The sequence below is a fragment of the Vibrio viridaestus genome (assembly GCF_003856525.1).
Lineage (GTDB): Bacteria > Pseudomonadota > Gammaproteobacteria > Enterobacterales > Vibrionaceae > Vibrio > Vibrio viridaestus.
In genome coordinates this window covers 147,319-171,356 of record NZ_RJVQ01000006.1, presented here as the reverse complement: position 1 = coordinate 171,356, position 24,038 = coordinate 147,319, and the positions used below count along the sequence as shown (strand labels likewise).

Below are 24,038 nucleotides of genomic sequence, written 5' to 3'. Positions count from 1 at the left end.
CTGTACCAGAGGCACTAAAAGGATAGATCTATGCTCGAAAATATCAGTCAAAACAAAGTCTTCGGTGGTTGGCAAAAACAGTACACTCATACATCGAAAGTTCTGAATTGTTCAATGCGCTTTGCCGTCTTTATTCCTGAGACCGTATCGAACGATCATCCAGCCCCCGTTGTTTACTGGTTATCAGGGTTAACCTGTAGCGATGAAAACTTCATGCAAAAGGCGGCTGCTTTTCGTAAAGCGTCAGAATTAGGCTTAGTAATTGTGGCTCCAGATACGAGCCCCAGAGGGGAAGGTGTTGCTGATGATCCTGAAGGGAGTTATGACCTGGGACTTGGCGCTGGATTCTACCTCAATGCAACTCAAGAGCCGTGGAAACAACACTACCAGATGTACGATTACGTAGTTCATGAACTGCCAGCGCTAATTGAAGAGTATTTTCCCGTGACCAACAAGCGTTCAATTGCAGGTCACAGTATGGGAGGTCACGGAGCTCTAACAATCGGCATCAAAAACGCAGATAAATACAGCTCAATTTCTGCATTCAGCCCAATCAGTCATCCAATGGATTGTCCTTGGGGCAAAAAAGCGTTCACGGCTTATCTGGGTTCAGAGAGTAAGCAATGGCTTCAATACGATGCAGCAGAGCTACTTAAGTCTATAGGGTGTCGCTTACCAATTTTAGTAGACCAAGGCGAAGCGGATAATTTCCTTGATGAGCAGCTTAAACCTCATTGTCTAGAGCAAGCAGCTAAAGCGTCAGGTAGTGAGTTAACACTGAGAATGCAACCCGGCTATGACCACAGCTACTACTTTATTCAGAGTTTTATTTCTGACCACCTAGAGTTCCATGCTCGTTATCTGAAATAAAGGTATTCACAGCGGAGAGAAAAATGGGTTCAGTCGAGAAAACAGGCTGCTCACCTCAACTTTCCGCTTATTTCCCTTTCCTTCATACCAAGACACTTCGATATGTACACTCTTGAGTAACGCTTGACCACTGTTTGATAGGATCAACGGTGTAACATCCGCTTTTATTGCGTAACCTGATTCATTCTTCTGATTCGCCACTATCTCATCAAATGAAGTACACACATTGACTAATGACGCACTCGTAGACCAATTCACACCGCATAACTGCCAACTCTGAAGCTGTTTATTTGCTAAGTGATATGCATACAAACGATGTTGAGTCTGTGTGGCGTTTTGAACTATACGGTTCTTTACCTTCACTGTACCCAATAGGGTTATTGTCATTAATGCCACACAGAACAAAACTTCAATTAACGTGATACCTCGCTCATTCTTCATACCATGATCCCTCAACGACCTCTACTGGACGAACCATAGCTAACGCTTCAACAATCAGATCTTTTTGATAAGCGAAATAAGATGACTGTATGAGTGCCTGATAACCTTTTCCCGCCAAAATCAATCCACCTTTAGGATAGGTCGTTCCCTTCTGCACAAAGGCAAGAGAAGCGAGCGTTTGACTCGCCTGCAAAGAGGGAAACGGTAATAATGAAATATCATCGTTAACCTGACTCTCTAATCCCAATGATTGCCACTGCGAGGTTAAATCCGTGGCTAACTGCGACTGGAATACCATCACTAAGGCGTTTAAAGCAGTGCTCGCATTTATATACAGCGGACCATTATGAAAAACTAGGATGACGCCACCATGAGAAAAGTAGGTTTGAACTGCATTATTGATCGTACTGACGCCCTGCTCATCCAATCCACATCCTCCATATACCCAGATAATTCGCCGACTACGCTGAATTTGCTCTACGATTCCATTTGCGCAATTCACATTAGCGGCTGGAACAGGCAAGTCTTCGGCCTTAGTGGCAATCAATCTATGGCTCCCTAAAAGCTCTAGTGTTGAAGGAGCATGGCCAACTTCATCATTTTTCATCAATAAAAACCAATCTGACTCATTAACATCCCATAAATCAGTGAACGGTTTATAGCCAGCATCAGCAAGATAATCAGATTTAAAGGAAGATACACTTGTGGCACCCACGGTATAATGTTCAGACGCACAACTTTCCATTGAAGGGAGAAATCCCCACACAGGCGAAAATGGTGCCATTGATAACGGATACGTTGAAAGCTGTTGAAAATACAGAGAACCCGAATATCGTAGCGAACGACATTGCCATTCAGCAGAAGCCGTCTTTGTACCGGGATCTGGGTTAATCGATAACACATTGGGAAATATCAGATCCATCGAGCTTTTGATAACACCGGATCTATTGGCGGTCGGTAGCTCAACCGAAAACTCAACTTCTCCACTTTCAATCAATACATCTCGGACTAATCCTTTTGATACATCCACTGTTACAGTGTTATTCCCCCTACATACGTTGAATACTTCGGCAAAAGGTTTCTCAGCAATCAACGTCGTGACACAATTACTAATACCTCGTAGTAGCCAACGGTGCGTATCCCGCTCAATTCTCGTGTGACTGATATGAATATCTTGAATCAGAGTTCGAACCGACGACAGGGATAAAACTGAAATCGTACTTAACAGAATAACCACAACCAATAGACTCACTGCTCCAGACTGATCCTTCATGATCAATTCCTTATCAAAACGGATTGGCTCAAACCAAATTTCGTGCTTGGTGATGACACTAATGACGCTTTCAATTCAATATTGATGAGTACAGGTTTACTCCCTACTGAGGTATTAACGCTTGCTAACTGGACGATGAAGTCCTGCACTTTGATTCTCTTTGTATCAAACGCCAGATAACAAGGTGCGCTCGCTGAAGACTGACTGGCAAGGCTGAATGTGATGGGATGCGAGACTTGTTTTTCGCAAAGATAAAGTTGGTTGTTGCGTAATTGATAACTAATCGTTCTAAACTGACCCACAGCCGAAGTGATCGCATACATAAATGCAAGGGTATCGCCTGTAGAATTCACAGCTACAGTAGATTGACTGCCGCTCAACACCGCTCTGCTGCCCTTTTTTATCGAAAATCCAGCTTTCATTATTTGTTGAGTTAAAATATCCATTACGATCGTGACTTGTTGGCGCAAGTACAGGTCCGCAATGAGATGACGATGTTGCTTCAATTCGATAATCATCCAACGAGACGCACCGACCAACAAAACAGAGCTGATCGATACAGCAACCATCAACTCAAGCAAACTGAAACCACCTTGTCGGTTAACACTTCGGCCAATCATCATATCGAATTCCGTTACTGCAAATACGTATGCGCGCCGCACCAAAGGATGTAATGAGTTTTAGGTGTGAGCCTGGTTGAGAACGCAGCGCTATTTTAATGTGACCACTCGACAGTTTCCCTCTCTCAGGAAAAAACATCAGCTTATCGTTCAAGTAAGCGCCATCGAGCACAATATTTGGAAAAGATATCGCATCAATAACGCTAACCGTATTACTAGTCGATGGGATATTGTCCGTATTGGTGAGAGACAAACGCCATTGTTGACCTAACGACTCGTTACGAATATGGAGCCATAAAGGACGGTTAGTAGCGACCGCCAGACTTTTTGCATGCTGTATAAGCCCATAGATAGCTGCAGTACACTCTCTCCGCTCAGAGGATAAACGCAGTTTGAACATATCGGGCACAGCAATTGTAAGCAGCCCAGTGATAATCGCCATAACAAGGCTGAGTTCAATAAGCGTGAATCCGTACTGTTTTATTTGCCTCATCTCTGCTCTCTTAGCTGCTGATAACAGACATAAGATTAATCCATTGAGGGTAAATTTAAGAGCGATATTTTCTCCAACTAAATCAATTATCTAACTGGAGAAAATTCAAAATCAATACGGTTGATTCTGTGTGAAGGTGGTCGGAATAACGAGATGCTAAATAGACTTAATGTGAGATTCTCTTTTGTCTTGATTGATAACGTTTTTGCAGTTTAGGCCAGCGAAAACTAAGTACGATGACAGCAAGTGCGCCATAAAGAAACGACTCGTAATAACTCGATCGAACCTGCATAAACAAGTGAACCCAGCCGAGAACCAATGCCAGATAGACAAAATTGTGCAATGTTTGCCAACGTTTACCTAAGCGTTTCATCCAACCTTTTGTTGATGTGATACCCAAAGTAATCAGAATAATGACCGCAGGTGCACCAACGAGAATATAGGGACGTTTCACTATCTCCGCACCTAGCAAACTGAGGTCACCGCCCAATATGAACTGGTAGTAAGACAGTAAATGTAGTAACGCATAGAAAAGCGCAAATAGCCCAATCATTCTTCGATGAACCATAATCCAACGCTGGTGCGCATAACGAGCCAAGGGGGAGACAGCCAGAGTGACCAATAGAATTCTGAGCGTCCACTCACCGGTACTCAAAACAATAGCCTTAGCAGGGTCTCCCCCCAATGTTTGAGAATAAACACCCCAGACAAGAAAAAGTAACGGGAGGCAACCCAGTATAAAAATAACCCAACGGCGCAGTGTTACGTTCATAGATTTCCTATATGAAGACTAATAATTTTTTCTTAAATCCATCCCCTGATAGAGAGAAGCAACTTCCTCATATCCATTAAACATTTTGGTGGGAATAATATTGGGACGGAATAGACCTGAAGGTAATCGGCGTTCTTCAGCCTGACTCCAGCGAGGATGATCCACATTAGGGTTTACGTTAGCATAAAAGCCGTATTCATTCGGCGCTAATTGACTCCATGTCGTTGGTGGCTCAGTTTCCCTAAGTTCGATTTTCACAACAGACTTAATACTTTTGAACCCGTACTTCCAGGGAACCACTAACCGAAAAGGTGCGCCATTTTGATTTGGTAACGACTTCCCATAAAGTCCGACAGCAATCATGGTTAAGGGATGCATAGCCTCATCAATACGCAGACCTTCCACATAAGGCCATTCAATTGAACTAAAAACACTATCTTGAGCTGGCATTTCTTTCGGACGCATTACCGACGTAAAGGCCACATATTTTGCACGGCTGGTTGGTTCAAATCGTTTTAGAAGTGACGCTAAAGGAAATCCAATCCAAGGAATCACCATTGACCATGCTTCAACACAACGCAGACGATAAATACGCTCTTCGAGATCGATACCTTTCAATAAGTCTTCCAATGCATATTGACCTGGTTTAGCTACTTCTCCTGCTATTTCGACCTGCCAAGGATAAGGTTGAAATTTACCGCTATTTTTTTCGGGATCCTCTTTGTTGTAGCCAAATTCATAGAAATTATTGTACTGAGTAACTGTCTGATAGGGCGTTAATGATTCATCGATAGACAAACTGTTCTCTTTAGCCAGATGAATTTGCTGACGCAGCCAATCAGGGGTCGATGGATTAAACTCCCCTTCAACTTCACTTGGCTTAGCATTAACCAGCATGCTAGGGAGCATAGCTGTCGCTCCAAGTGCTATCGAACCTTTCATAAAGTGACGTCTAGCCCGATAAATCTCCTCAGGTGTCACATCAGCCTCAGTCAACTTGGCTTTGTTCTTTATTATCATGATCTACTCCATCGATTCATCTTATTGAGAGTCGCTTAGTTAAACCCTATCTCTCAATTCGTTACTTTTCCAATTTTCTCCTTCATTAGACGTGTTAACAGGAAAAACATTACACTCATTTCTGATTATTTGTGCCCGTAAAACAAAAAGGCCAGATAGTCATACTATCTGGCCATAATCATTTCGATGAACTAGCTTAGCTAGTTAGATCATCAAAGAACTTCTTTACGCCGCTGAAGAAACCTTCAGATTTCGGTTTGTGCTTGCTTGCCGCATCGCCACCGCAAGACTCTTCAAGTTCTTTCAATAGTTCTTTCTGACGAGCGCTTAGGTTCACAGGCGTTTCTACAACCAGTTTGACCAGTAGATCACCCACAGCACCACCACGAACACCTTTTACGCCTTTGCCACGCATACGGAACATACGTCCTGTTTGCGTTTCCGCTGGTACTTTTAGGTTCACACGACCATCGAGTGTCGGTACTTCAACTTCACCACCCAATGCAGCCATACCAAAGCTGACAGGCACTTCGCAGTACAAGTTGTTACCATCACGTTCAAAAATATGGTGTTCTTTCACATGAACCTGAACGTATAAATCGCCCGCTGGTGCACCCATTTCTCCCGCTTCACCTTCGCCATTAAGACGAATACGGTCGCCAGTATCAACTCCAGCAGGAATTTTAACATTAAGCGTTTTCGTTTTCTGTTTACGACCCTTGCCATGACACACATCGCAAGGATCTTTAATAATTTTACCGCTACCGTGACAAGTCGGGCAGGTTTGCTGAACAGCAAAGAAACCCTGACGCATCTGCACTTGACCGTGACCATGACAGGTAGGACAGGTTTCGGTCTTACCGGACTTAGAACCACTACCATGACAGGAATCGCAGTGAACAAGTGTCGGAATTTCGATTTCTTTAGTACAACCACGAACAGCCTCTTCCAGGCTTAGCTCCATGTTGTAACGTAAGTCTGCGCCTCTTTGCGCTCTCGCCTGACCACCGCCACGACGACCGCCACCAAAGATGTCACCGAAAACGTCACCAAAGATATCACCGAAATCAGCACTGCCGCCGCCACCAAAGCCGCCACCGCCGAAGCCGCCGCCACCTTGCTCAAACGCAGCATGACCATACTGATCGTAAGCTGCTTTTTTCTGAGCGTCGGTCAACACTTCATACGCTTCTTTTACTTCTTTAAACTTCTCCGCCGCCGTATCATCCCCTGGATTACGGTCAGGGTGAAATTTCATCGCAAGGCGCTTATAGGCCTTTTTAATATCACGCTCAGAGGCATCACGGCTTACGCCTAATACTTCGTAAAAATCACGTTTTGACATGTTCTTCGTCACCAATTTGTTACTGCAAAACGGCCGGTCACCGCTCTCTTTATGTATCGATTTAGGAAAATGATCAGCCATTGTTAAATAGCAATTTTACTTTCCTAAACCGACACGGCTTACAAACTAACGGGCGTAAGAGTCTCCCCAAACGCCCGTTTTTACCTTAAAAAGGTGTCAACAAGATCTCGTTGAACAACGTTCAGAGATTATTTCTTGTCGTCGTTAACCTCTTCAAACTCGGCATCAACAACGTCATCGTCTTTAGAAGAAGACTGTTGTTCAGCGCCTGCACCTTGCTGTGCTTGAGCTTGCTGCTGAGCGATTTCCATCAGTTTTTGAGATGCAGTCATCAAAGCCTGAACTTTGGCGTCGATTTCTGCTTTATCTTCACCACGTTTAGCTGTTTCTAGCTCGCTAATTGCAGTTTCGATTTTCTCTTTGTCTTCAGCTGGTAGAGCATCACCTGCTTCAGTCACTTGTTTACGAGTTGCGTGAATCATCTGATCCGCTTGGTTGCGTGCTGTAGCTAACTCTTCGAACTTTTTGTCCGCTTCTTTGTTTGCTTCAGCTTCTTGAACCATTTTCTCGATATCATCATCACTTAGACCACCAGAAGCCTGGATAGTGATTTTCTGCTCTTTACCAGTTTGCTTATCTTTCGCTGATACAGATAGGATACCATCCGCATCTAGGTCAAAGCTAACTTCGATTTGAGGCATACCACGTGGTGCAGCGTTAATACCTTCTAGGTTGAACTGACCAAGAGACTTGTTGTAAGTCGCCTGTTTACGTTCACCTTGCAGTACGTGAATCGTTACTGCACTCTGATTGTCTTCTGCAGTCGAGAAAACTTGGCTCGCTTTTGTTGGGATAGTTGTGTTCTTCTCGATGAGTTTAGTCATCACTCCACCCATTGTCTCGATACCTAGAGACAGAGGAGTTACGTCAAGAAGAAGAACGTCTTTCACGTCACCCGCAAGTACACCACCTTGAACAGCAGCACCAACAGCAACCGCTTCATCAGGGTTCACGTCACGACGAGCTTCTTTACCGAAGAACTCAGCAACTTTCGCCTGAACCATAGGCATACGAGTCTGACCACCAACAAGGATTACGTCAGTGATGTCGCCTACAGATAGGTCTGCGTCAGCAAGTGCCACTTTAAGCGGCTCAAGAGAACGTTGAACTAGGTCTTCAACCAAAGACTCTAACTTCGCACGAGACACTTTGATGTTTAGGTGTTTAGGACCTGTAGCATCTGCAGTGATGTACGGTAAGTTTACATCTGTTGATTGAGCAGAAGACAGTTCGATCTTCGCTTTCTCAGCAGCTTCTTTAAGACGCTGCATTGCTAGTGGATCAGTTTTCAGATCAAGACCTTGGTCTTTCTTGAATTCGTCAGCCAAGTAGTTGATCATGCGGTTATCAAAGTCTTCACCACCTAGGTGAGTGTCACCGTTGGTTGAAAGAACTTCGAACGTTTTCTCGCCTTCAACTTCATCGATTTCGATGATTGAAATATCAAATGTACCACCACCAAGGTCGTAAACAGCGATTGTGCGGTCACCACCTTTTTTGTCTAGACCGTAAGCAAGTGCAGCTGCTGTAGGTTCGTTGATGATACGTTTTACGTCAAGACCTGCAATACGACCAGCATCTTTAGTTGCTTGACGTTGAGCATCGTTGAAGTAAGCAGGAACAGTGATAACAGCACCAGTTACTTCCTCACCTAGGAAATCTTCTGCTGTTTTCTTCATTTTTTTCAAAACTTCAGCAGAAATCTGAGGCGCTGCTAGTTTTTGATCTTTTACTTGAACCCAAGCATCGCCATTGTCCGCTTTCACGATTTTGAATGGCATGATTGAAATGTCACGCTGTACTTCTTCGTCTTCATAACGACGACCAATTAAACGCTTAATTGCAAATAGCGTATTTTCTGGGTTGGTTACAGCTTGACGTTTTGCTGGTTGACCAACCAGAGTTTCACCATCAGTGTACGCGATGATGGAAGGCGTTGTACGTTCGCCTTCTGCGTTTTCGATTACGCGTGGTTTGTCACCATCTAGTACAGCAACACATGAGTTAGTAGTACCTAAGTCAATACCAATGATTTTACCCATCAGGCTATCTCCGAATAAATTCTGTTTTTTTTTCGTCTTACATACCCCTATATGGGGCTGGAGGTTTGGGATTCAACCCTTACTCACTTACTTTATAAAAACGACGTTTGCTTCGCTTATGCCACATAGATAAGGGCACAAAACCCCTTTTCAAGGGATTTAGAAAATTTTTTTTCAAATTATTTCTGTTTTTTCAGTTCAAAAGGAAAAACAGTTTCTGGGCAAAAAGCTACCCATTTTAGTCTCGCACACGTATAATGCCCGCACTAAAAATAGAATATTTAATATATTCAATAACTTAATAAATTCACTTTAGCGATATAGCTAAGACATTGATAACTAGTATTCCTATTTTGTTCGAATGTTTGTCAGTTTGAGACAAACGCACTACTACAATAGTTGAATATCGTGTTAAACCTCTTTGATGGTAAAACTAAGGATTAGTGTCACCATCTGAGTTCCCTTCGTGTCGTAAACGTTGGACTCATTTTGTAAATGATTAAATTTGGGATAAGGAAATGCCTTGTTTATTTGCGTCTGACTTAGAGGCATTTCCTTTATTCCTTTTTAAAACGAGAGTGTACCAATTGAAGCTTCTTCATCTGGTAACTCAAATTACTATTATATAAGGAGTATCAAATGCTTAAGATCATAAAAAGCGCACTTGTTGTGCTCAGCGTCGGTCTTTCATTCCCTTCATTGGCTGAAAATTACACTATAGGTACAGGCAGCCAAAGCGGTACTTACTACCCTCTTGGTGGCACGCTGGCAAAAATCTGGAGTGAAAATATTCCCGATTTTAATATGCGTGCAGAAGTTACAGCTGCCTCTGTAGAAAATATCATTAAAGTTGCGACGAATAAGCAGTTAGCGGGTATCGCCATGGGTAACGTTGCGTTAAAGGCGCACGATGGTGAAAAGCCTTTCCCACGAGCAATGCCAACGGACGTATTATTTGCACTTTATCCTAACGTTGTACAATTTATCGTTCCAGCCAGCTCAGACATCAAGTCGGTCAGTGACCTGAAAGGCAAAAAAATCTCTTTAGGTGCGCCAGGTTCAGGTACTCGTGTTAGTGCAGTTAACATTTTAAATACGCTGGGTATTACGGAAGACGATATCAAAGCTCAATCTCTCAACTACACTGCGACCACTAGCGCGATTGCCAATGGACAAATAGATGCTGGCGTTATTGTGGGTAGCCTTGGCGTAGGTGCGATTACTGAATTGGCTCTGACTCGTGATGTTCGTATTTTATCTTTCTCTCAAGAGGAACTGGCAAAAATCCAGAAGGCTAACCCTTCTTATCTGCCACTAGAAGCGCCTGCAGAGAGCTATAAAAATGTCCCTGCTTTTACTGCTCCAGCCGTTTGGAACGTTCTTGTTGTCAACCAAAAGCTCGACGAGAAACTGGCATACGAAATGACCAAAGTCGCATTTGAGCATATTGATCAAATTCGTCAGGCTATCGGTGTAACCAAATTCATGACCGTTGAAAACATGAATAAACTGCAGGGCGTTCCGATGCACCCTGGAGCCAAAAAATACTACGACGAACATATCAATCAATAATCACAGTATCGACATACTATTCTTATAAATTATTTTTGTGATTAGAAGGATGAACAGTAACGTTTTTGTTTACTGTTCATCTGTTTTCATCATTCGATTTCTTTAATGATGGTGTCATTATGAATGAAGTTTCAAAAAGTCAGGAAAAGCTTGCTAATGCTCTGACTCTAATAGCAAGCGCGATTGCTATCGCTCTGACAATTTTTCAAATTTGGCAAGGTATTACAGCGGATCTATCCGCTACTGTATTCAGACCTGTACATTTAAGTTGGGTACTTGTCCTTATTTTTCTCTCGTTTCCACTAACCAGACCGGAGACGTCTAAATCGGTACCGTATTTCATCGGTAGATTTATCGATGTTGTATTAATTGCCGTGACCTGTTGGTCCGCACTACAAATCATCACCTTTGATTACGATGACATCAGTTTTTTACTTGATGGTCTGACTTTAAAAGACCAGATTGCGGGTGGATTACTCATTATCTTATTACTTGAGGCCACTCGTCGCGCTGTTGGTATGATCATGGTGCTGGTCGCGGGTATATTCTTGCTCTATGCCATTTTCGGAAATGCACTTCCCGACTCTATTGCGAGCAAAGGTTTTTCTCTCGAGGAAATGGTCCGCTTTCATATTTTCTCGACTAACGGTGTCTTTGGTGCACCTTTAGCAATAGCGGCCGGTGTTGTGTTTATCTTCGTTCTCTTCGGTGCCTTTCTACAGGTTACCGGAGCAGGACAGTTTTTCATTGATGCCGCCTTTGCTATCGCCGGTAAATCTCGTGGCGGTCCGGCAAAAGCAAGTGTTCTCGCCTCCGCTGCGCTAGGTTCCATATCAGGCTCCGCGATCGCTAACACAGTAACAACAGGTTCATTGACTATCCCAATGATGAAAAAACTGGGATACAAAGCAGAACAAGCCGCAGGTATTGAAGCAGCCGCATCAACTGGTGGACAGATTATGCCTCCAGTCATGGGCGCAGGTGCATTCGTTATGGCTCAGTTTACTGGTATTGCTTACAGTGAAATTATCTTAGTCTCTATCGCCCCCGCGATTCTTTACTTCGGCTGTACCTTGCTTTACGTTCACTTGATGGCTTGCAAACTCAACTTACAAGGTCTGAAAGAAACCGATAAGATTGGCGGAATCATCAAGCAAGGCTGGCACTTTCTTTTACCTTTAGTGCTTATCACGGCTTTGCTTATCATGAGCTATTCACCTATTTTGGTCGGGATCGCTGGATGCGCAGCCATTTTAGTTGCAGCTTTCTCACGCAAACACACCAAAGTAAATATCAAAGTAATTCTGGAAGGAATGCGTGAAGGCGCAATTCTGGCGTTACCTATTTCGATCGCCTGTGCGACGGCCGGTATTGTCGTTGGTGTCGTTGGTCAAACTGGGATTGGCTTGCAATTTACGCAATTTCTCACTTCCCTATCGGGTGGCCACCTATGGTCAGCTCTGGTCTTTATTGCTTTAGCTGCGGTCATTCTCGGCATGGGATTACCAGTGACTGCTGCGTACATTGTTTTGTCCGTTATGGCAGTACCTGCACTGATGGATTTGGGTGTCCCTCTTCTTGCTGCACATATGATTGTGTTCTGGCTATCACAGACATCGAATGTCACGCCACCGATCGCACTTGCAGCCTTTGCCGGGGCCGGAATTGCCAATGCCTCTCCGATGCGCTCTGCGATTCAGGCGTTCAAACTGGCGCAAGGGTTCTTCCTCATTCCTGCAATGATGGCATTTTCAGGTTTGATCTGGACACATAATGAAAATGCGTTTGAGTTCATTGAATCGATCATCGCTTGTACAGCATTAATCGTAGCTTTCGCTGGCGGTATTGAAGGGTATTTATTCCAGAAACTCAAAATCTGGCAAAAACTGCTGTTTATCTTACTTGCTGTTGCAACATTGCTCATGCCTAATCCATATCGTTTAGGTTGTATAGCAATTATTGCAGTGCTGGTATTTATCGAATATAAACGAGCGCCAAGAGACGCTCAAACGATAGCTAACTAACGACTCAGCTATAGATTCAATCTTGCTTGTATTCCCAGTGATACAAGCAAGATTTTTAGGAAGTAATCGTTTCCTTAAAGCTTTTATTTTCATATTCAGCGCGCATAAGCCCCAGCGCTTGAAGACGGGGAAGCAATTTATCAAAAAACAACGCCATACACTCCACCGATCCCCCTGGTACTGCTATAAATCCATCCATAGCCCCTGCATCTTTCCATTTAACAATACTCTCAACAGCATCATCAACCGTACCAATCACTAACCAATGTGCAGAGCCAATAACGACAGCACTTTCAAGTAATTGTTTCAACGTGGGTGTATTGCCACGAATAAATTCTCTTATGAGAGTCGCATGCGTTTGACTACGAGATGTTTCGAACGTTTGTGGCAACATGGAAGAGTCTATGGGAGTATCCAAAGTGAGTGATGAAAAATCGACCCCAACAGTGTTCTCTATGTACTCAAAACGTCTCTGGTAACTCATATTCTTATGTGTTGATTCATATAGTTCCTGCGCTTCTTGCCGACTCTCTCCTAAGAATAAGCTCAGTCCAGGTAAGACTTTTATAGCGGATTTTTCGCTTATCCCTTGCAACTTAGCTCTTCTTTCCACAAGGTCTTTTTTCAGTTCAACTGCCGATTCGATAGTCGGGGTTGCTGCAAATACCGCGTCAGCGTATGTCGCTGAAAATTGTCTGCCACTATCGGAAGCCCCGGCCTGAAAATACGCCATCTGCCCATAAGGGTATGATGGAACATTTAGTGGTCCTTCAACATGAAAAAACTCGCTATCATGATGTATAGATTCTATTTTGCTCGCATCAGCATACTGACCAGATTCTCTATCAATAATTAGAGCGTCATAAGGGAAACTTTGCCAAAGCTTTTCAACAACCTGAAAGAACTCTTCTGCTTTGCGATATTTCACCTCTGACGAAGATAAACTGCTTAATCCAAAGTTACGCTGACCATCTATTGCTGTAACAATATTCCAACCAGCTCGACCATTACTTATCCATTGTAATGATTGGAGCTGTCTGGCGGCGATATAAGGCGGATAAAAGCTTGTTGATACTGTCGCGACTAGGCCAATTTGGGATGTTTTACTGGCTATGAATGAGAGCAATGCAATGGGATCAAGCGTACTAAAGCCTGGTTCGGAATACAGCGCTTCAGGATTTAAGAATAACGTATCAGGCCTGAATACAAAATCTAGCTTAGCTTTTTCAGCCCGACAGGCCAGTTCAGAATAGAGTTCGGGAGAGAAAAGCCGCTCAACCTGGCTATCCTGTCGTCTCCAACCACTCTTGCTCAACCAGCTAAACGCCAAAGCCATACCAATACACAGTGGACGAGACTCTTTCACATGAATACCCCATAAAATCATTAATCATTTGATGAATAATTCACCAAATACGTTACAATCGTTTTTATTTTATAATGAGAATAGCAATGATTCGCAATATTATTTGTGCATTGGGGATACTTTTGTTGACCTGTAACCTGATTTCAACAGCGTACGCTAGTGATGTTGATAACTGGCCGAGGCGCTTTGAAAATTCAGATAGCACGTTTACAACAATCAACGCAAAGCCAACTCGCGTTTTATCAACTTCGGTAACGGTAACGGGAACACTTTTAGCGATTAATGCACCAGTGATTGCAAGTGCCACAACCACTTACGGCCATTTTTTTGAACAATGGAAAGAAGTCGCTCAGCAACGCGAAGTTATGCCTCTTTGGCCGGCAGGAAGTGTCGATATTGAACAGGCGATGGCGATTCAACCAGATCTCATCATTGTTTCCCTTAGCGGTGCTGATTCCGCTCTTGATCAAATAAATCAACTACAGCAAATAGCACCAACAATAGTCGTCGATTACGGCAGTATGAGTTGGCAAGAGTTAGCAACAAAACTCGGCTATGCATTAGGAATTGAGGAGCAAGTTAAGAAAAAAATAGACCAATTTAATCAAGATATAGCCCAAGTACGCTCGTCCACTAAGCTACCACAAGGGATGGCCAATATTATAAGTTATCATGGACCAGGTATGGCAAACCCAATAGCAACGCCTGATAGCGCTCATGGAAAATTACTGACTTCTCTTGGATTTACTATTGAGTCACCGAATCCTGAGTGGAACGACACCGCGACAAACCGCAACAATTTTGTTTGGAGCCACTATGAAAACCTGTCTCAGCTTAAATCGAGAACAACCTTTCTCCTCAGCGCAGATGACTCTTTAGCGCAGGATTTTATCGCTGACCCAATTTTACAAAATGTGCCTTCAGTCAAATCAAGACGGGTTTACGGATTGGGGAAAAATTCTTTTCGTATCGATTATTACAGCGCCCTCGAAATCATCGCGGGAGTAAAGGCACACTTTAGCTCAAGTGATAACTAAATTATGCTTTTCGAATTCAGTCACAAGATCACCTATCAACCGAGAAGAACTCGTCACCCACTTTATCTTCTCGGGTTAGCCTTACTGATCGTTATGCTTGCTATTCTAAATATTTTTGTTGGGTCCCGTGATATCCCCGTAAGTACAGCTTGGGAAGCATTCTTCCATTTGGACACAACCAATAGTCAACATTTATTGGTGCATTATCTACGTTTACCAAGAGCGATACTTGCAATATTCATAGGATTAGCACTGGGTGTATCCGGAGCCCTAACTCAAGCGCTAACACGAAACCCTCTGGCAGACCCGGGTATCCTCGGGGTTCAGGCAGGAGCAACCACAGGCGTAGTCTTTGCTATCGCGTTTTTGGGTATGCACCAACTATCCGAATATCTCTGGTTCGGACTTATAGGAGCAGGCGTCACTGGATTGGTCATTTCCTTCCTTGCTAACAGAGGAAAAGCCCCTCAATTTGATTCGATTAAATTGGTTTTGACGGGAGCCGCTCTTTCTATTCTTCTGCTTTCCATGACTCATATTGTCATAATTAATAGCGAAGATACGATATTCGACCAGTTTCGTCATTGGACGATAGGCTCTCTTCAGGGTAGAGGGTGGCCAATTCTCTATCCTACTGCTGCTGGAATAACCATCATATTATGTCTTTGTATCCCTCTATCAGCGAAACTCAATATTCTTTCTTTGGGTGAAAACATGGCTAAGAGCATGGGGGTAAACATTCAATTCATCTCTTTCCTGATATCTCTCGCGATTATTAGCTTGTCTGGATTAACCACCGCTGCCGTTGGTCCAATCGCTTTTATTGGCTTATCCGCCCCTCACATAGCACGAATGATAGTTGGTCCTGACTATCGTCTCATATTGCCCTATTCAGCTATGTTCGCTGCGTTACTCTTTATCGTGGCGGATATATCAGGAAAGGTAATCGGTTTTCCGGGTGAAATTAGCGCTGGAATCATGTCTTCTCTGATTGGCGGGCCTTTTTTCCTCTATCTGATCAAACGCCATAGGATGATGAAGTTATGAGAGAAATGTCGCAGAAAGTATTCCGTTGGCACCAGTTTTCATGGTTATGGTCACCGCAAGAAATAGCGCTATTCATTGTTCTAATCGCCGTCTTGTGTGCTTTAAGCTTATACATTCTCTCGCTGGGAACGATTCCCCTATCTCTACATGAGATTTATTCGGCTCTAATACTGAGCTCACATCAACCACTCCATGAGCTAACAATTTGGAATGTCAGACTCCCGAGGCTTATCACCGCGATATTTGTGGGTGCTTCTCTTGGCGTTGCCGGAGCTGTCTTTCAATCCATCTCGAGAAATACGCTCGGCTCTCCTGATATCATTGGGTTTACAACTGGCTCAGCAAGCGGCGCATTAATTTCTATAATTTATTTTTCGGCTTCGCAAACGACGATAATGCTTAGCTCTATCTTAGGAGGCCTCACTACTGCCTATGTAGTCCTAATCCTGTCGCGACAATTTAATAAAACCAGCAGTTACGCCCTTATACTCTCAGGTGTGGGCATGAGTGCTATCTTAATGGCGGTGAATGGGTTACTGCTTGTTAAAGGCGATCTGGATTTAGCCATAACGGCCAACCTTTGGCTTGCGGGCTCATTAAGTGCGAGAACCTGGCAACATGCACTTCCAATATTCATTGTATTCATCGTCATAGCCCCAATTATCAGTTTTCTAGCTCGCCCATTAAGAATGATAGAAATGGGAGATGCCTATTCGCAGCAAGTGGGAATATCTGTAGAAACGGTTCGCAAGGTAAGTCTGCTCTTTGCCGTAATTCTTACCGCGATTGCAACGGCCTCCGCTGGGCCGATCGCATTCATTGCTCTCGCCGCGCCTAGATTATTTTCTAGCTTAACAGGCTCAGTACTTCCAATTTTAGGAAGCGCTTTGTGTGGAGCCATATTGTTGACTTCTGCCGATGTTATATCCCAATTGTCCCCGTTCAATTTAATACTTCCTATTGGTCAAGTGACCGGATTACTCGGAGGATGTTATCTCCTCTGGATACTCATCAAATCAAACAATTAATGAGGATAAAATACAAAATGGGTCACTTAAAATTCAGACTACATGGTGAAAATATCGTTTTAGGTTACGATAATATCCCTATAAGCAAAAACCTTGATGTCACCATTCCAGATAAGCAGATGACGGTGATTATTGGTCCCAATGGATGCGGTAAATCTACGCTATTAAATACCTTATGCCGACTCACCTCTCCTATAAACGGACAAGTCACGTTAGATAATAAACCGCTCAAAACGTATTCAAATAAAGAAATAGCAAGACAGATATCCCTTCTGCCACAATCCGTTCAAACTCCAGATCATATTCGAGTCCGAGATCTCGTCTCCCGTGGTAGATACCCACATCAAAGTATTTTTCATCAATGGTCACATGAGGATGAAGATGCGGTCATGAAAGCGATGGAAGCAACTAACGTGACGGATTTAGCAGATAAACCTGTCACTCAGCTCTCTGGCGGTCAAGCACAACGAGTGTGGATAGCGACTATTCTAGCCCAACAGACGCCGATAATCTTTCTCGATGAGCCCACCACTTTTCTAGATATTGCCCATCAAATTGATGTCCTGCGCTTATGCAGACAATTAGTCATTGAACAACAAAAAACCGTTATCACTGTACTGCATGATATTAACCAAGCCTGCCGATATGCAGATTATCTCGTTGTTGTAAAACAAGGTGAGATAATAGAAACAGGGACACCCAACACCATTATCAATGAACAACTTATAGAACAAGTGTTTGGAATTAAGAGCAAAATAATTGATGACCCAGTGACATCAACTCCGATGATTGTTCCATTTGAATAAACTCAAAATAAATGATATTGAGAATAATTATCATTATTGTTAATATTAGTATCTTATGTTTTTAATGACAAGGATACCGTTTATGAATTCAGCTCAGTCAGTAGGGCTTCCAGTGAAGCGCTACTTATCAATTTGTATTGCCGCCACACTCAGCACTACCCCACTGTTTACTTCTTTTTCGATCAGTGCTGCAGAAAAACAATCGCTAGATACCATTACCGTCACAGGTGAAAAGAGCGATAAAAGCCTAAAAGATACTGCGAGCGCCGTTACTGTAATCACAGCTGACGAATATGAAAATGGCGAGTTAAAAAATGTCAATGATGTTGCCACTAGCGCACCGAATGTCATCACTGAAGGATTTGGTGCCATTTCGATTCGAGGCATAAACGGTACGGGAGCCTCTACGGGGGGATACGCTTATATTACGGGTGGTCGAGCTCGCATATCCACTATAGTAGATGGCGTGTCACAAGTCTGGTCCGGATATGGATTCACTCCTTCAAAGTTATGGGACAGCAATCAAGTCGAAGTGCTAAGGGGGCCACAATCCACAGTACAAGGCACAAATTCAATAGGTGGTGCATTAGTCGTCACGACTAACGATCCCACATTCAAATGGGAAGCTGCTGCAAGAGCGGGTCTTGATAATTATGAGAACGGTAATATTAAAAACAACCTTGCTGTCATGATTAACGCTCCGATCATTGATGATGAGCTTGCCTTCAGAATTGCAATTGACGGCTCTAAAGGCGATGGGTGGATGAACTATGCTCAGGCGGATGATGAACTCGATACCAGCCCTGATGTTGAAGAGTCTAAGAACGCGAATATTCGGGCAAAATTACTTTGGGAGCCAGCAAGCAACCCCAATCTATCCGCCAAATTAACGCTAAATCACAACACTTATGACGGTGAGTACCTCAATTGGGCAAATGATGTTGATGACAACTATGCTAGCGAGACATTGACACTCGATTCAGTCAACAGAAGTAACACTCGCTTACAAGACTCAACGATAGACTCTATTGCAACGGATATCTCATACGAAATAGATTCAGGGCTAACTAACCACTTTAACCTGAGTTATCTATCCACTGACGTTGCGTTTGAACAATACCCTCTTGCTTTCCCTGTTAGCTCTAAAAAAGAAAACTGGGCTTTAGAAGACCGACTGCTATTCAATGATACGAACAGCGTGTGGTCTGGCATTGCGGGCATTTACTTTGCTCACAACAAGAGTTCTATCGACGTCGATAATAAATCAACAATGGACGGCAATGACACAATCATAACGTCAGCCCTATTTGGTGAAGCTAACTACAAAGTGACAGATAGATTGACTTTAACAGCAGGCGGCCGAGTTGAAAATGAAGATGCCGATCGCTACCTCCTTGCCTATGGCAGCACAACGCTAGATCAAGATACCAGCCACACAAATTTCTTACCTAAAGTCGGTATTTCCTATGCACTGTCACCAAAAACAACCGTCAGCGGAACAATACAAAAAGGCTATAACGGCGGCGGTGGCGCACTAAACTGGACTACCTACGAATATTATTACTACGAAAAAGAAACCGTGATTGCTTACGAAACGGGTATCAAGAGTCAAGTAACTGAGAATGCCGACGTATCAGCTAATCTGTTTTACAACGACTACTCGGGATATCAGGCTTTTGTTAATTCGGAATACATCGAAAATATCGATTCGGCACACACATATGGGCTAGAACTGGAAGGTAACCTTTGGGCAACAAGTGATCTGAAATTAAACGCATCCATTGGCTTACTAAACTCAAAAGTGGATAGCGACGACACGTCAGACAAAGGTAATGAACTACCAAGTGCACCTAACACTAACCTTTCTGCCGGATTCACCCAGTATATTGGTAATGATCTGTCGTTTGGCGCTGATATTACTTATGTCGGTGAGTATTACTCTGATCTTTCAAACACGTCTGAGTATAAGGCTGGAGATTACACGACTGCGAACGCGCGGATTCAGTATGTGATTGGTGACTTTACCATTGATGGCTATGTTACCAACTTAACAGACGAAGATATTATCCTATACAACAACAGTAATAGTCGTAGTAGCCGAGCTGCAGTGGGACAAACACGAACGTTCGGAATTAGTGCGACATACAGAATGTAAGTCGTCTCTGCGGATACTATAACGAAACACTAGCGTTAACAAAAAAGCGGCATTACGCCGCTTTTATATTGATGTGCTGTTTGATTACTTAGCAACCATAACCATAGCAGGGCGAAGTACACGACCATTCAGCTCATAGCCTTTCTGCATCACAAACATAACCGTATTAGATTCGTGATCTGGGCTTTCCTGAATCGACATCGCCTGATGGAATTCTGGATTGAACGTTTCGCCTTCTGGATTGATTTCTTTAAGACCAAATTTAGCAATCGTATCAACGAAAGATTTATGCGTCATTTCAACGCCTTCAAGGATTGGCTTAATCACTTCGTTTTCAGGATCTGCGGCTTGAATTGCACGTTCTAGGTTATCAATGACAGGAAGAAGCTCTTCAGCAAAACGACCCAATGCATATTTACGCGCTTTGTCGATTTCCTGTTCTGTACGACGGCGCATGTTCTCAACTTCGGCTTTTGCGCGAAGGACTGATTCCTGCTGATCTTTTACTTTTGCTTCACTAGAAAGAAGAGCAGCTTCTAACTGAGCTATCTTCGCTTCCTGAGCATCTAGCTCTGGTTCTTCACCTTCATTCCAATCAACATCAGCATCGCTACCTACAACATCTGCCTCAGCTTCAACTTCTTCCACAACTGTATCTTGCTGAAGCTCTTCATCTTTAACTTTGTTTTCTTCGTTGCTCATGATATCTCCAGAGTTTAACGATCAGGTGTAACAAATGTGTGAGTTTGGTTTACACTCGTTACACAAAAATTCGCATAAAAGCATAACTTGCCTTTATTATGGGGATGATGAATTCTGATTCAAGCCCAATTAGTCTGGAAAAATTATGAAAAAATCTTTCGACGTGATAGCCATCATAGGTAAACCCCGTGATCAGAAAGCAATTCAAACTCATGTCGACCTTTATCAGTGGCTATCTGAACAAGGCTATACCATTTTAATCGATGATAGATTGAGCAGTATCCTAACCGATATTCCTAAAGAAAGTTTTTCTTCAATCGTCGATGTCGGTGGTAAGGCCGATTTAGCGATTGTCGTCGGTGGTGACGGCAACATGCTGGGCGCAGCACGCGTTCTTTCCCGATTTGATATAAAAGTCATTGGTGTAAACCGTGGTAACCTTGGCTTTCTTACCGATTTAAATCCCGAAGACTTTAAAGAAGCACTCTCAAAAGTGCTTGCTGGAAATTACATTGAAGAACAACGCTTCTTGCTTGAGGCGGAAGTTCATCGTCATGGTCAGATTAAGAGCCACAATGCTGCGCTTAACGAGGCAGTGCTCCACCCGGGGCAAATCGCTCACATGATTGAATTTGAAGTGTATATCGATAATACCTTCTCATTTTCCCAGCGTTCTGACGGATTAATCGTATCAACGCCTACGGGTTCAACCGCTTATTCACTTTCCGGCGGCGGCCCTATTCTGTCCCCAAGCCTTAACGCTATTTCTCTGGTGCCAATGTTTCCCCACACATTGTCTTGTCGTCCACTTGTTGTCGATAGTAATAAACACATTAAGCTCATCATTCCACCGCATAACCGAGGTATGCAGGAAGTCAGTTGCGACGGTCAAGTCTCTCTCCCAGTTTCTCCAGGTGATGAAGTCCATATCTATCGCAGTCCTAATACCCTGCATCTGATTCACCCTGAGCACTACAGTTACTATCATGTATTGAGGGAAAAGTTAGGTTGGGCAAATAAGCTGTTTTAAGCGGATAAGATCACAAAATTGATTATCAAAAAGTAAATGAGAGAAATCCACTTTACTGTATAAAGAAACAGTATATACTGTGCCTTTATACAGTATTGTTTTAATATACAGGTACTCTCATGCTGGCTCATTTAAGTGTAAACAATTTTGCTATCGTAAAATCTTTGCAGTTAGAACTGTCAAAAGGAATGACAACAATTACCGGTGAAACGGGTGCGGGTAAATCCATCGCGATTGACGCACTTAGCCTCTGCTTAGGCGGTCGAGCTGAAGCCGCTATGGTTCGCCAGGGAGAAGAGAAAACAGATGTTAGTGCAGCATTTTCGCTGGATAACAATATTAACGCTACGCGTTGGTTAGAAGACAACGAACTATTGGATGGTCGTGAATGCATTCTGCGCCGTATCATCAACAAAGAGGGACGCTCTCGTGCGTTCATCAATGGTAGTCCGGTGCCCTTGTCTCAATTAAAATCATTAGGCCAGCTATTAATTAATATCCACGGCCAACATGCACACCAACAACTGATGAAAACTGAGCATCAAATGCTCATGTTGGATCAATATGCAGGCCACCTGCCATTACTAAAATCTGTACGCGAGTCTTATCAGAAATGGCGCCATGCTAAAAATGAGTTGGCACAATTAAAAGAAAATAGTCAACAGAACCAAGCTCAACTTCAGCTTCTTGAATACCAAATAAAAGAGCTCAATGAACTTGCTTTAGGTGAAGACGAATTTACGGAATTGGAACAAGAACATAAGCGCTTGTCCAATAGTGGAGAACTCGCAACCCATTGCCAGCAGGCACTTAATCTTCTCAACGAAAATGATGAATGTAATGCGATTAGCCTCATGCAAACGGTTAATCACCATCTAATTCAGCTATCAGAGTTGGACGAAAGATTAGCATCGCTACCTTCAATGATTGCAGAAGCGATGATTCAGCTCGAAGAAACAAACAGCGAACTGCAAAACTATTTAGACAGTATTGATGTCGATCCAGAACAAATGGCCTACATTGAAGAACGCTATTCAAAAGTCATGTCGTTAGCAAGAAAGCACTACGTTCAACCAGAAGAACTTTATGCACATCATCAAGACTTACTCGCGCAAATTGAAACGCTAGATTGTTCTGATGAAAAAATTCAGGAACGCGAGGCGCTGGTACTGGCGAAATTCGATGACTTCCAAAAACTTGCTGATAAGTTACATAAATCTCGCTGTCGCTATGCTAAAGAACTCGACAAGCTAATCAGCCAAAGTATGCATGAACTCAGCATGGAGAAAGCGAAATTCTCTATCGAAATCGAATACGATGAGTCTCGCCCTTCTCCACTTGGTTGCGATTCAGTCAACTTTTTGGTTTCAACGAACCCCGGACAACCCTTGCAGGCAATCAGCAAAGTTGCATCAGGTGGTGAGTTATCACGAATCTCGCTGGCCATTCAGGTCATAACGGCCCAGAAAGTAGACACGCCTAGCCTTATTTTTGATGAAGTGGATGTTGGTATTAGCGGCCCGACGGCAGCTGTGGTCGGCAAAATGCTGCGTAAACTGGGTGAATCAACTCAAGTCTTGTGTGTGACTCACTTACCACAGGTTGCGGGATGTGGTCATAACCAGCTATTTGTCGCCAAACAAACCAAAGCAGGTAAAACAGAGACACAAATGTTATCTCTGAATACCGAGCAAAGAATAGAGGAACTAGCACGTCTTCTGGGTGGCAGTGAGATTACTGCGACCACATTAGCGAATGCAAAAGAGCTATTAATTGCAGCCTAAGTAATTTTTTACTCTTATTGATGAAACAAATTGAAAAAATGATGGTCATAATAGCTCAGAAGACACAGTATGTTTTTACATCTGCTCTGAGCTTGTTTATCATCAGATCAGTTTCTTGAGTAATTAAATTGTCAGTAACCTTTATGCAGTTAAAAAAGTGGTTTTTCCTAGTACCAGCATCAGTCATTTTACTAAGTGGCTGCTCAGTTGCCGAAAAAATGGTTTACCGTATTGATATCAATCAGGGTAACTATGTAGAGCAACAATCAGTTGACCAATTAAAATTTGGCATGACAAAAGATCAGGTGCGATATGTATTGGGCTCACCAATGCTTGTTGAGAATGGCTATCCAAATACTTGGTATTATATTTACAGCCATACACCAGGACATGGCGAAACGGTACAGAAAAATCTTATCGTTAAGTTCAACGATACGGGTAAGCTGGTCAATGTTGCAGGTGACTTTAACAATGGTGAGAACTTCTTTGAAGGTATCCACTAAGTTACAACTGCGTTATTCTTGCAGATA

General features: G+C 43.1%; 21 protein-coding genes. 11 read left to right on the top strand and 10 right to left on the bottom strand.

Features of this window, described 5'->3' with window-relative positions:
• The first annotated feature begins 30 nt into the window (after positions 1 to 30).
• Complete coding sequence (gene fghA, locus EES38_RS14590; RefSeq protein ID WP_124937948.1) at positions 31 to 870, top strand: S-formylglutathione hydrolase; 840 nt, start codon at positions 31 to 33, stop codon at positions 868 to 870.
• Positions 871 to 876: 6 nt separating this feature from the next.
• Here the strand turns inward: fghA and EES38_RS14585 are convergent, their stop codons facing one another.
• The 8 genes from EES38_RS14585 to dnaK all read right to left on the bottom strand — a co-directional run bounded on the left by EES38_RS14585 (position 877) and on the right by dnaK (position 8,957).
• A complete protein-coding gene (locus tag EES38_RS14585) occupies positions 877 to 1,311 on the bottom strand; it encodes a type IV pilus modification PilV family protein (RefSeq protein WP_124937947.1) in 435 nt (144 codons plus the stop codon).
• Positions 1,301 to 2,584: a hypothetical protein gene (locus EES38_RS14580; protein WP_124937946.1), complete on the bottom strand. Its 1,284-nt coding sequence runs from the start codon at positions 2,582 to 2,584 to the stop codon at positions 1,301 to 1,303. The genes EES38_RS14585 and EES38_RS14580 overlap by 11 nt, the downstream gene beginning before the upstream one ends.
• A gap of 2 nt (positions 2,585 to 2,586) precedes the next feature.
• Positions 2,587 to 3,207 (bottom strand): PulJ/GspJ family protein, encoded by a 621-nt coding sequence (locus EES38_RS14575; protein ID WP_124937945.1) that lies wholly within the window; start codon positions 3,205 to 3,207, stop codon positions 2,587 to 2,589.
• Complete coding sequence (locus tag EES38_RS14570) at positions 3,185 to 3,697, bottom strand: GspH/FimT family pseudopilin (RefSeq protein ID WP_124938044.1); 513 nt, start codon at positions 3,695 to 3,697, stop codon at positions 3,185 to 3,187. Before EES38_RS14570 ends, EES38_RS14575 begins: the two co-directional genes overlap by 23 nt.
• 166 nt (positions 3,698 to 3,863) lie before the next feature.
• Positions 3,864 to 4,469: a protein-methionine-sulfoxide reductase heme-binding subunit MsrQ gene (gene msrQ / locus EES38_RS14565; protein WP_124937944.1), complete on the bottom strand. Its 606-nt coding sequence runs from the start codon at positions 4,467 to 4,469 to the stop codon at positions 3,864 to 3,866.
• An 18-nt stretch (positions 4,470 to 4,487) separates the two neighbouring features.
• The gene (gene msrP / locus EES38_RS14560) at positions 4,488 to 5,489 is read right to left on the bottom strand and encodes a protein-methionine-sulfoxide reductase catalytic subunit MsrP (RefSeq protein ID WP_124937943.1); all 1,002 of its coding nucleotides are present in this window, start codon (positions 5,487 to 5,489) and stop codon (positions 4,488 to 4,490) included.
• Between the two features lie 196 nt (positions 5,490 to 5,685).
• On the bottom strand, positions 5,686 to 6,834 hold the full coding sequence (gene dnaJ / locus EES38_RS14555) for a molecular chaperone DnaJ (protein ID WP_124937942.1): 1,149 nt from the start codon (positions 6,832 to 6,834) through the stop codon (positions 5,686 to 5,688).
• A 209-nt stretch (positions 6,835 to 7,043) separates the two neighbouring features.
• Positions 7,044 to 8,957 carry a molecular chaperone DnaK gene (dnaK, locus tag EES38_RS14550; protein WP_124937941.1) on the bottom strand — a complete coding sequence of 638 codons (1,914 nt, stop codon included), beginning with the start codon at positions 8,955 to 8,957 and terminating at the stop codon, positions 7,044 to 7,046.
• 639 nt (positions 8,958 to 9,596) lie between these two features.
• On the opposite strand from dnaK, the gene EES38_RS14545 reads away from it, so the two are divergent.
• Entirely contained in the window at positions 9,597 to 10,529 is a 933-nt protein-coding gene (locus EES38_RS14545; RefSeq protein WP_124937940.1) for a TAXI family TRAP transporter solute-binding subunit, read from the top strand.
• Between the two features lie 119 nt (positions 10,530 to 10,648).
• The gene (locus EES38_RS14540) at positions 10,649 to 12,553 is read left to right on the top strand and encodes a TRAP transporter permease (RefSeq protein WP_124937939.1); all 1,905 of its coding nucleotides are present in this window, start codon (positions 10,649 to 10,651) and stop codon (positions 12,551 to 12,553) included.
• 55 nt (positions 12,554 to 12,608) lie between these two features.
• Here EES38_RS14540 and EES38_RS14535 read toward each other — a convergent pair whose 3' ends face one another.
• A complete protein-coding gene (locus EES38_RS14535) occupies positions 12,609 to 13,919 on the bottom strand; it encodes an NtaA/DmoA family FMN-dependent monooxygenase (RefSeq protein ID WP_124937938.1) in 1,311 nt (436 codons plus the stop codon).
• A gap of 89 nt (positions 13,920 to 14,008) precedes the next feature.
• Between EES38_RS14535 and fepB the strand changes: the two genes are divergently transcribed.
• From fepB to EES38_RS14510, 5 genes are all read left to right on the top strand, one after another.
• Positions 14,009 to 14,956, top strand: coding sequence for a Fe2+-enterobactin ABC transporter substrate-binding protein (gene fepB, locus EES38_RS14530; protein WP_208020460.1), 948 nt, complete (start codon positions 14,009 to 14,011; stop codon positions 14,954 to 14,956).
• Between the two features lie 3 nt (positions 14,957 to 14,959).
• The gene (locus tag EES38_RS14525; RefSeq protein ID WP_124937936.1) at positions 14,960 to 16,003 is read left to right on the top strand and encodes a FecCD family ABC transporter permease; all 1,044 of its coding nucleotides are present in this window, start codon (positions 14,960 to 14,962) and stop codon (positions 16,001 to 16,003) included.
• Entirely contained in the window at positions 16,000 to 17,031 is a 1,032-nt protein-coding gene (locus EES38_RS14520; RefSeq protein WP_124937935.1) for a FecCD family ABC transporter permease, read from the top strand. The genes EES38_RS14525 and EES38_RS14520 overlap by 4 nt, the downstream gene beginning before the upstream one ends.
• Complete coding sequence (locus tag EES38_RS14515; RefSeq protein WP_439333260.1) at positions 17,004 to 17,837, top strand: ABC transporter ATP-binding protein; 834 nt, start codon at positions 17,004 to 17,006, stop codon at positions 17,835 to 17,837. The genes EES38_RS14520 and EES38_RS14515 overlap by 28 nt, the downstream gene beginning before the upstream one ends.
• Positions 17,838 to 17,919: 82 nt before the next feature.
• Positions 17,920 to 19,992, top strand: a complete 2,073-nt coding sequence (locus tag EES38_RS14510; protein WP_166434282.1) for a TonB-dependent receptor — start codon at positions 17,920 to 17,922, stop codon at positions 19,990 to 19,992.
• Between the two features lie 84 nt (positions 19,993 to 20,076).
• Here EES38_RS14510 and grpE read toward each other — a convergent pair whose 3' ends face one another.
• On the bottom strand, positions 20,077 to 20,694 hold the full coding sequence (gene grpE / locus EES38_RS14505) for a nucleotide exchange factor GrpE (RefSeq protein ID WP_124937932.1): 618 nt from the start codon (positions 20,692 to 20,694) through the stop codon (positions 20,077 to 20,079).
• Positions 20,695 to 20,839: 145 nt separating this feature from the next.
• Between grpE and nadK the strand changes: the two genes are divergently transcribed.
• From nadK to bamE, 3 genes are all read left to right on the top strand, one after another.
• Entirely contained in the window at positions 20,840 to 21,724 is an 885-nt protein-coding gene (gene nadK, locus EES38_RS14500) for an NAD(+) kinase (protein ID WP_124937931.1), read from the top strand.
• Positions 21,725 to 21,843: 119 nt separating this feature from the next.
• Positions 21,844 to 23,508 (top strand): DNA repair protein RecN, encoded by a 1,665-nt coding sequence (recN, locus tag EES38_RS14495; RefSeq protein ID WP_124937930.1) that lies wholly within the window; start codon positions 21,844 to 21,846, stop codon positions 23,506 to 23,508.
• Between the two features lie 143 nt (positions 23,509 to 23,651).
• Positions 23,652 to 24,011 (top strand): outer membrane protein assembly factor BamE, encoded by a 360-nt coding sequence (gene bamE / locus EES38_RS14490; RefSeq protein WP_124937929.1) that lies wholly within the window; start codon positions 23,652 to 23,654, stop codon positions 24,009 to 24,011.
• The last annotated feature ends 27 nt before the right edge of the window (positions 24,012 to 24,038 follow it).

Bases quoted from the DNA above. Each gene is read 5' to 3' on its own strand.
- EES38_RS14570 (WP_124938044.1), bottom strand. From the start codon at position 3,697: ATGAGGCAAATAAAACAGTACGGATTCACGCTTATTGAACTCAGCCTT.
- EES38_RS14510 (WP_166434282.1), top strand. From the start codon at position 17,920: ATGAATTCAGCTCAGTCAGTAGGGCTTCCAGTGAAGCGCTACTTATCA.
- recN (WP_124937930.1), top strand. From the start codon at position 21,844: ATGCTGGCTCATTTAAGTGTAAACAATTTTGCTATCGTAAAATCTTTG.
- EES38_RS14545 (WP_124937940.1), top strand. From the start codon at position 9,597: ATGCTTAAGATCATAAAAAGCGCACTTGTTGTGCTCAGCGTCGGTCTT.
- EES38_RS14540 (WP_124937939.1), top strand. From the start codon at position 10,649: ATGAATGAAGTTTCAAAAAGTCAGGAAAAGCTTGCTAATGCTCTGACT.
- EES38_RS14575 (WP_124937945.1), bottom strand. From the start codon at position 3,207: ATGATGATTGGCCGAAGTGTTAACCGACAAGGTGGTTTCAGTTTGCTT.
- dnaJ (WP_124937942.1), bottom strand. From the start codon at position 6,834: ATGTCAAAACGTGATTTTTACGAAGTATTAGGCGTAAGCCGTGATGCC.
- EES38_RS14580 (WP_124937946.1), bottom strand. From the start codon at position 2,584: ATGAAGGATCAGTCTGGAGCAGTGAGTCTATTGGTTGTGGTTATTCTG.
- bamE (WP_124937929.1), top strand. From the start codon at position 23,652: ATGCAGTTAAAAAAGTGGTTTTTCCTAGTACCAGCATCAGTCATTTTA.
- EES38_RS14585 (WP_124937947.1), bottom strand. From the start codon at position 1,311: ATGAAGAATGAGCGAGGTATCACGTTAATTGAAGTTTTGTTCTGTGTG.
- dnaK (WP_124937941.1), bottom strand. From the start codon at position 8,957: ATGGGTAAAATCATTGGTATTGACTTAGGTACTACTAACTCATGTGTT.
- fghA (WP_124937948.1), top strand. From the start codon at position 31: ATGCTCGAAAATATCAGTCAAAACAAAGTCTTCGGTGGTTGGCAAAAA.
- nadK (WP_124937931.1), top strand. From the start codon at position 20,840: ATGAAAAAATCTTTCGACGTGATAGCCATCATAGGTAAACCCCGTGAT.
- msrP (WP_124937943.1), bottom strand. From the start codon at position 5,489: ATGATAATAAAGAACAAAGCCAAGTTGACTGAGGCTGATGTGACACCT.
- msrQ (WP_124937944.1), bottom strand. From the start codon at position 4,469: ATGAACGTAACACTGCGCCGTTGGGTTATTTTTATACTGGGTTGCCTC.
- grpE (WP_124937932.1), bottom strand. From the start codon at position 20,694: ATGAGCAACGAAGAAAACAAAGTTAAAGATGAAGAGCTTCAGCAAGAT.
- EES38_RS14525 (WP_124937936.1), top strand. From the start codon at position 14,960: ATGCTTTTCGAATTCAGTCACAAGATCACCTATCAACCGAGAAGAACT.
- EES38_RS14520 (WP_124937935.1), top strand. From the start codon at position 16,000: ATGAGAGAAATGTCGCAGAAAGTATTCCGTTGGCACCAGTTTTCATGG.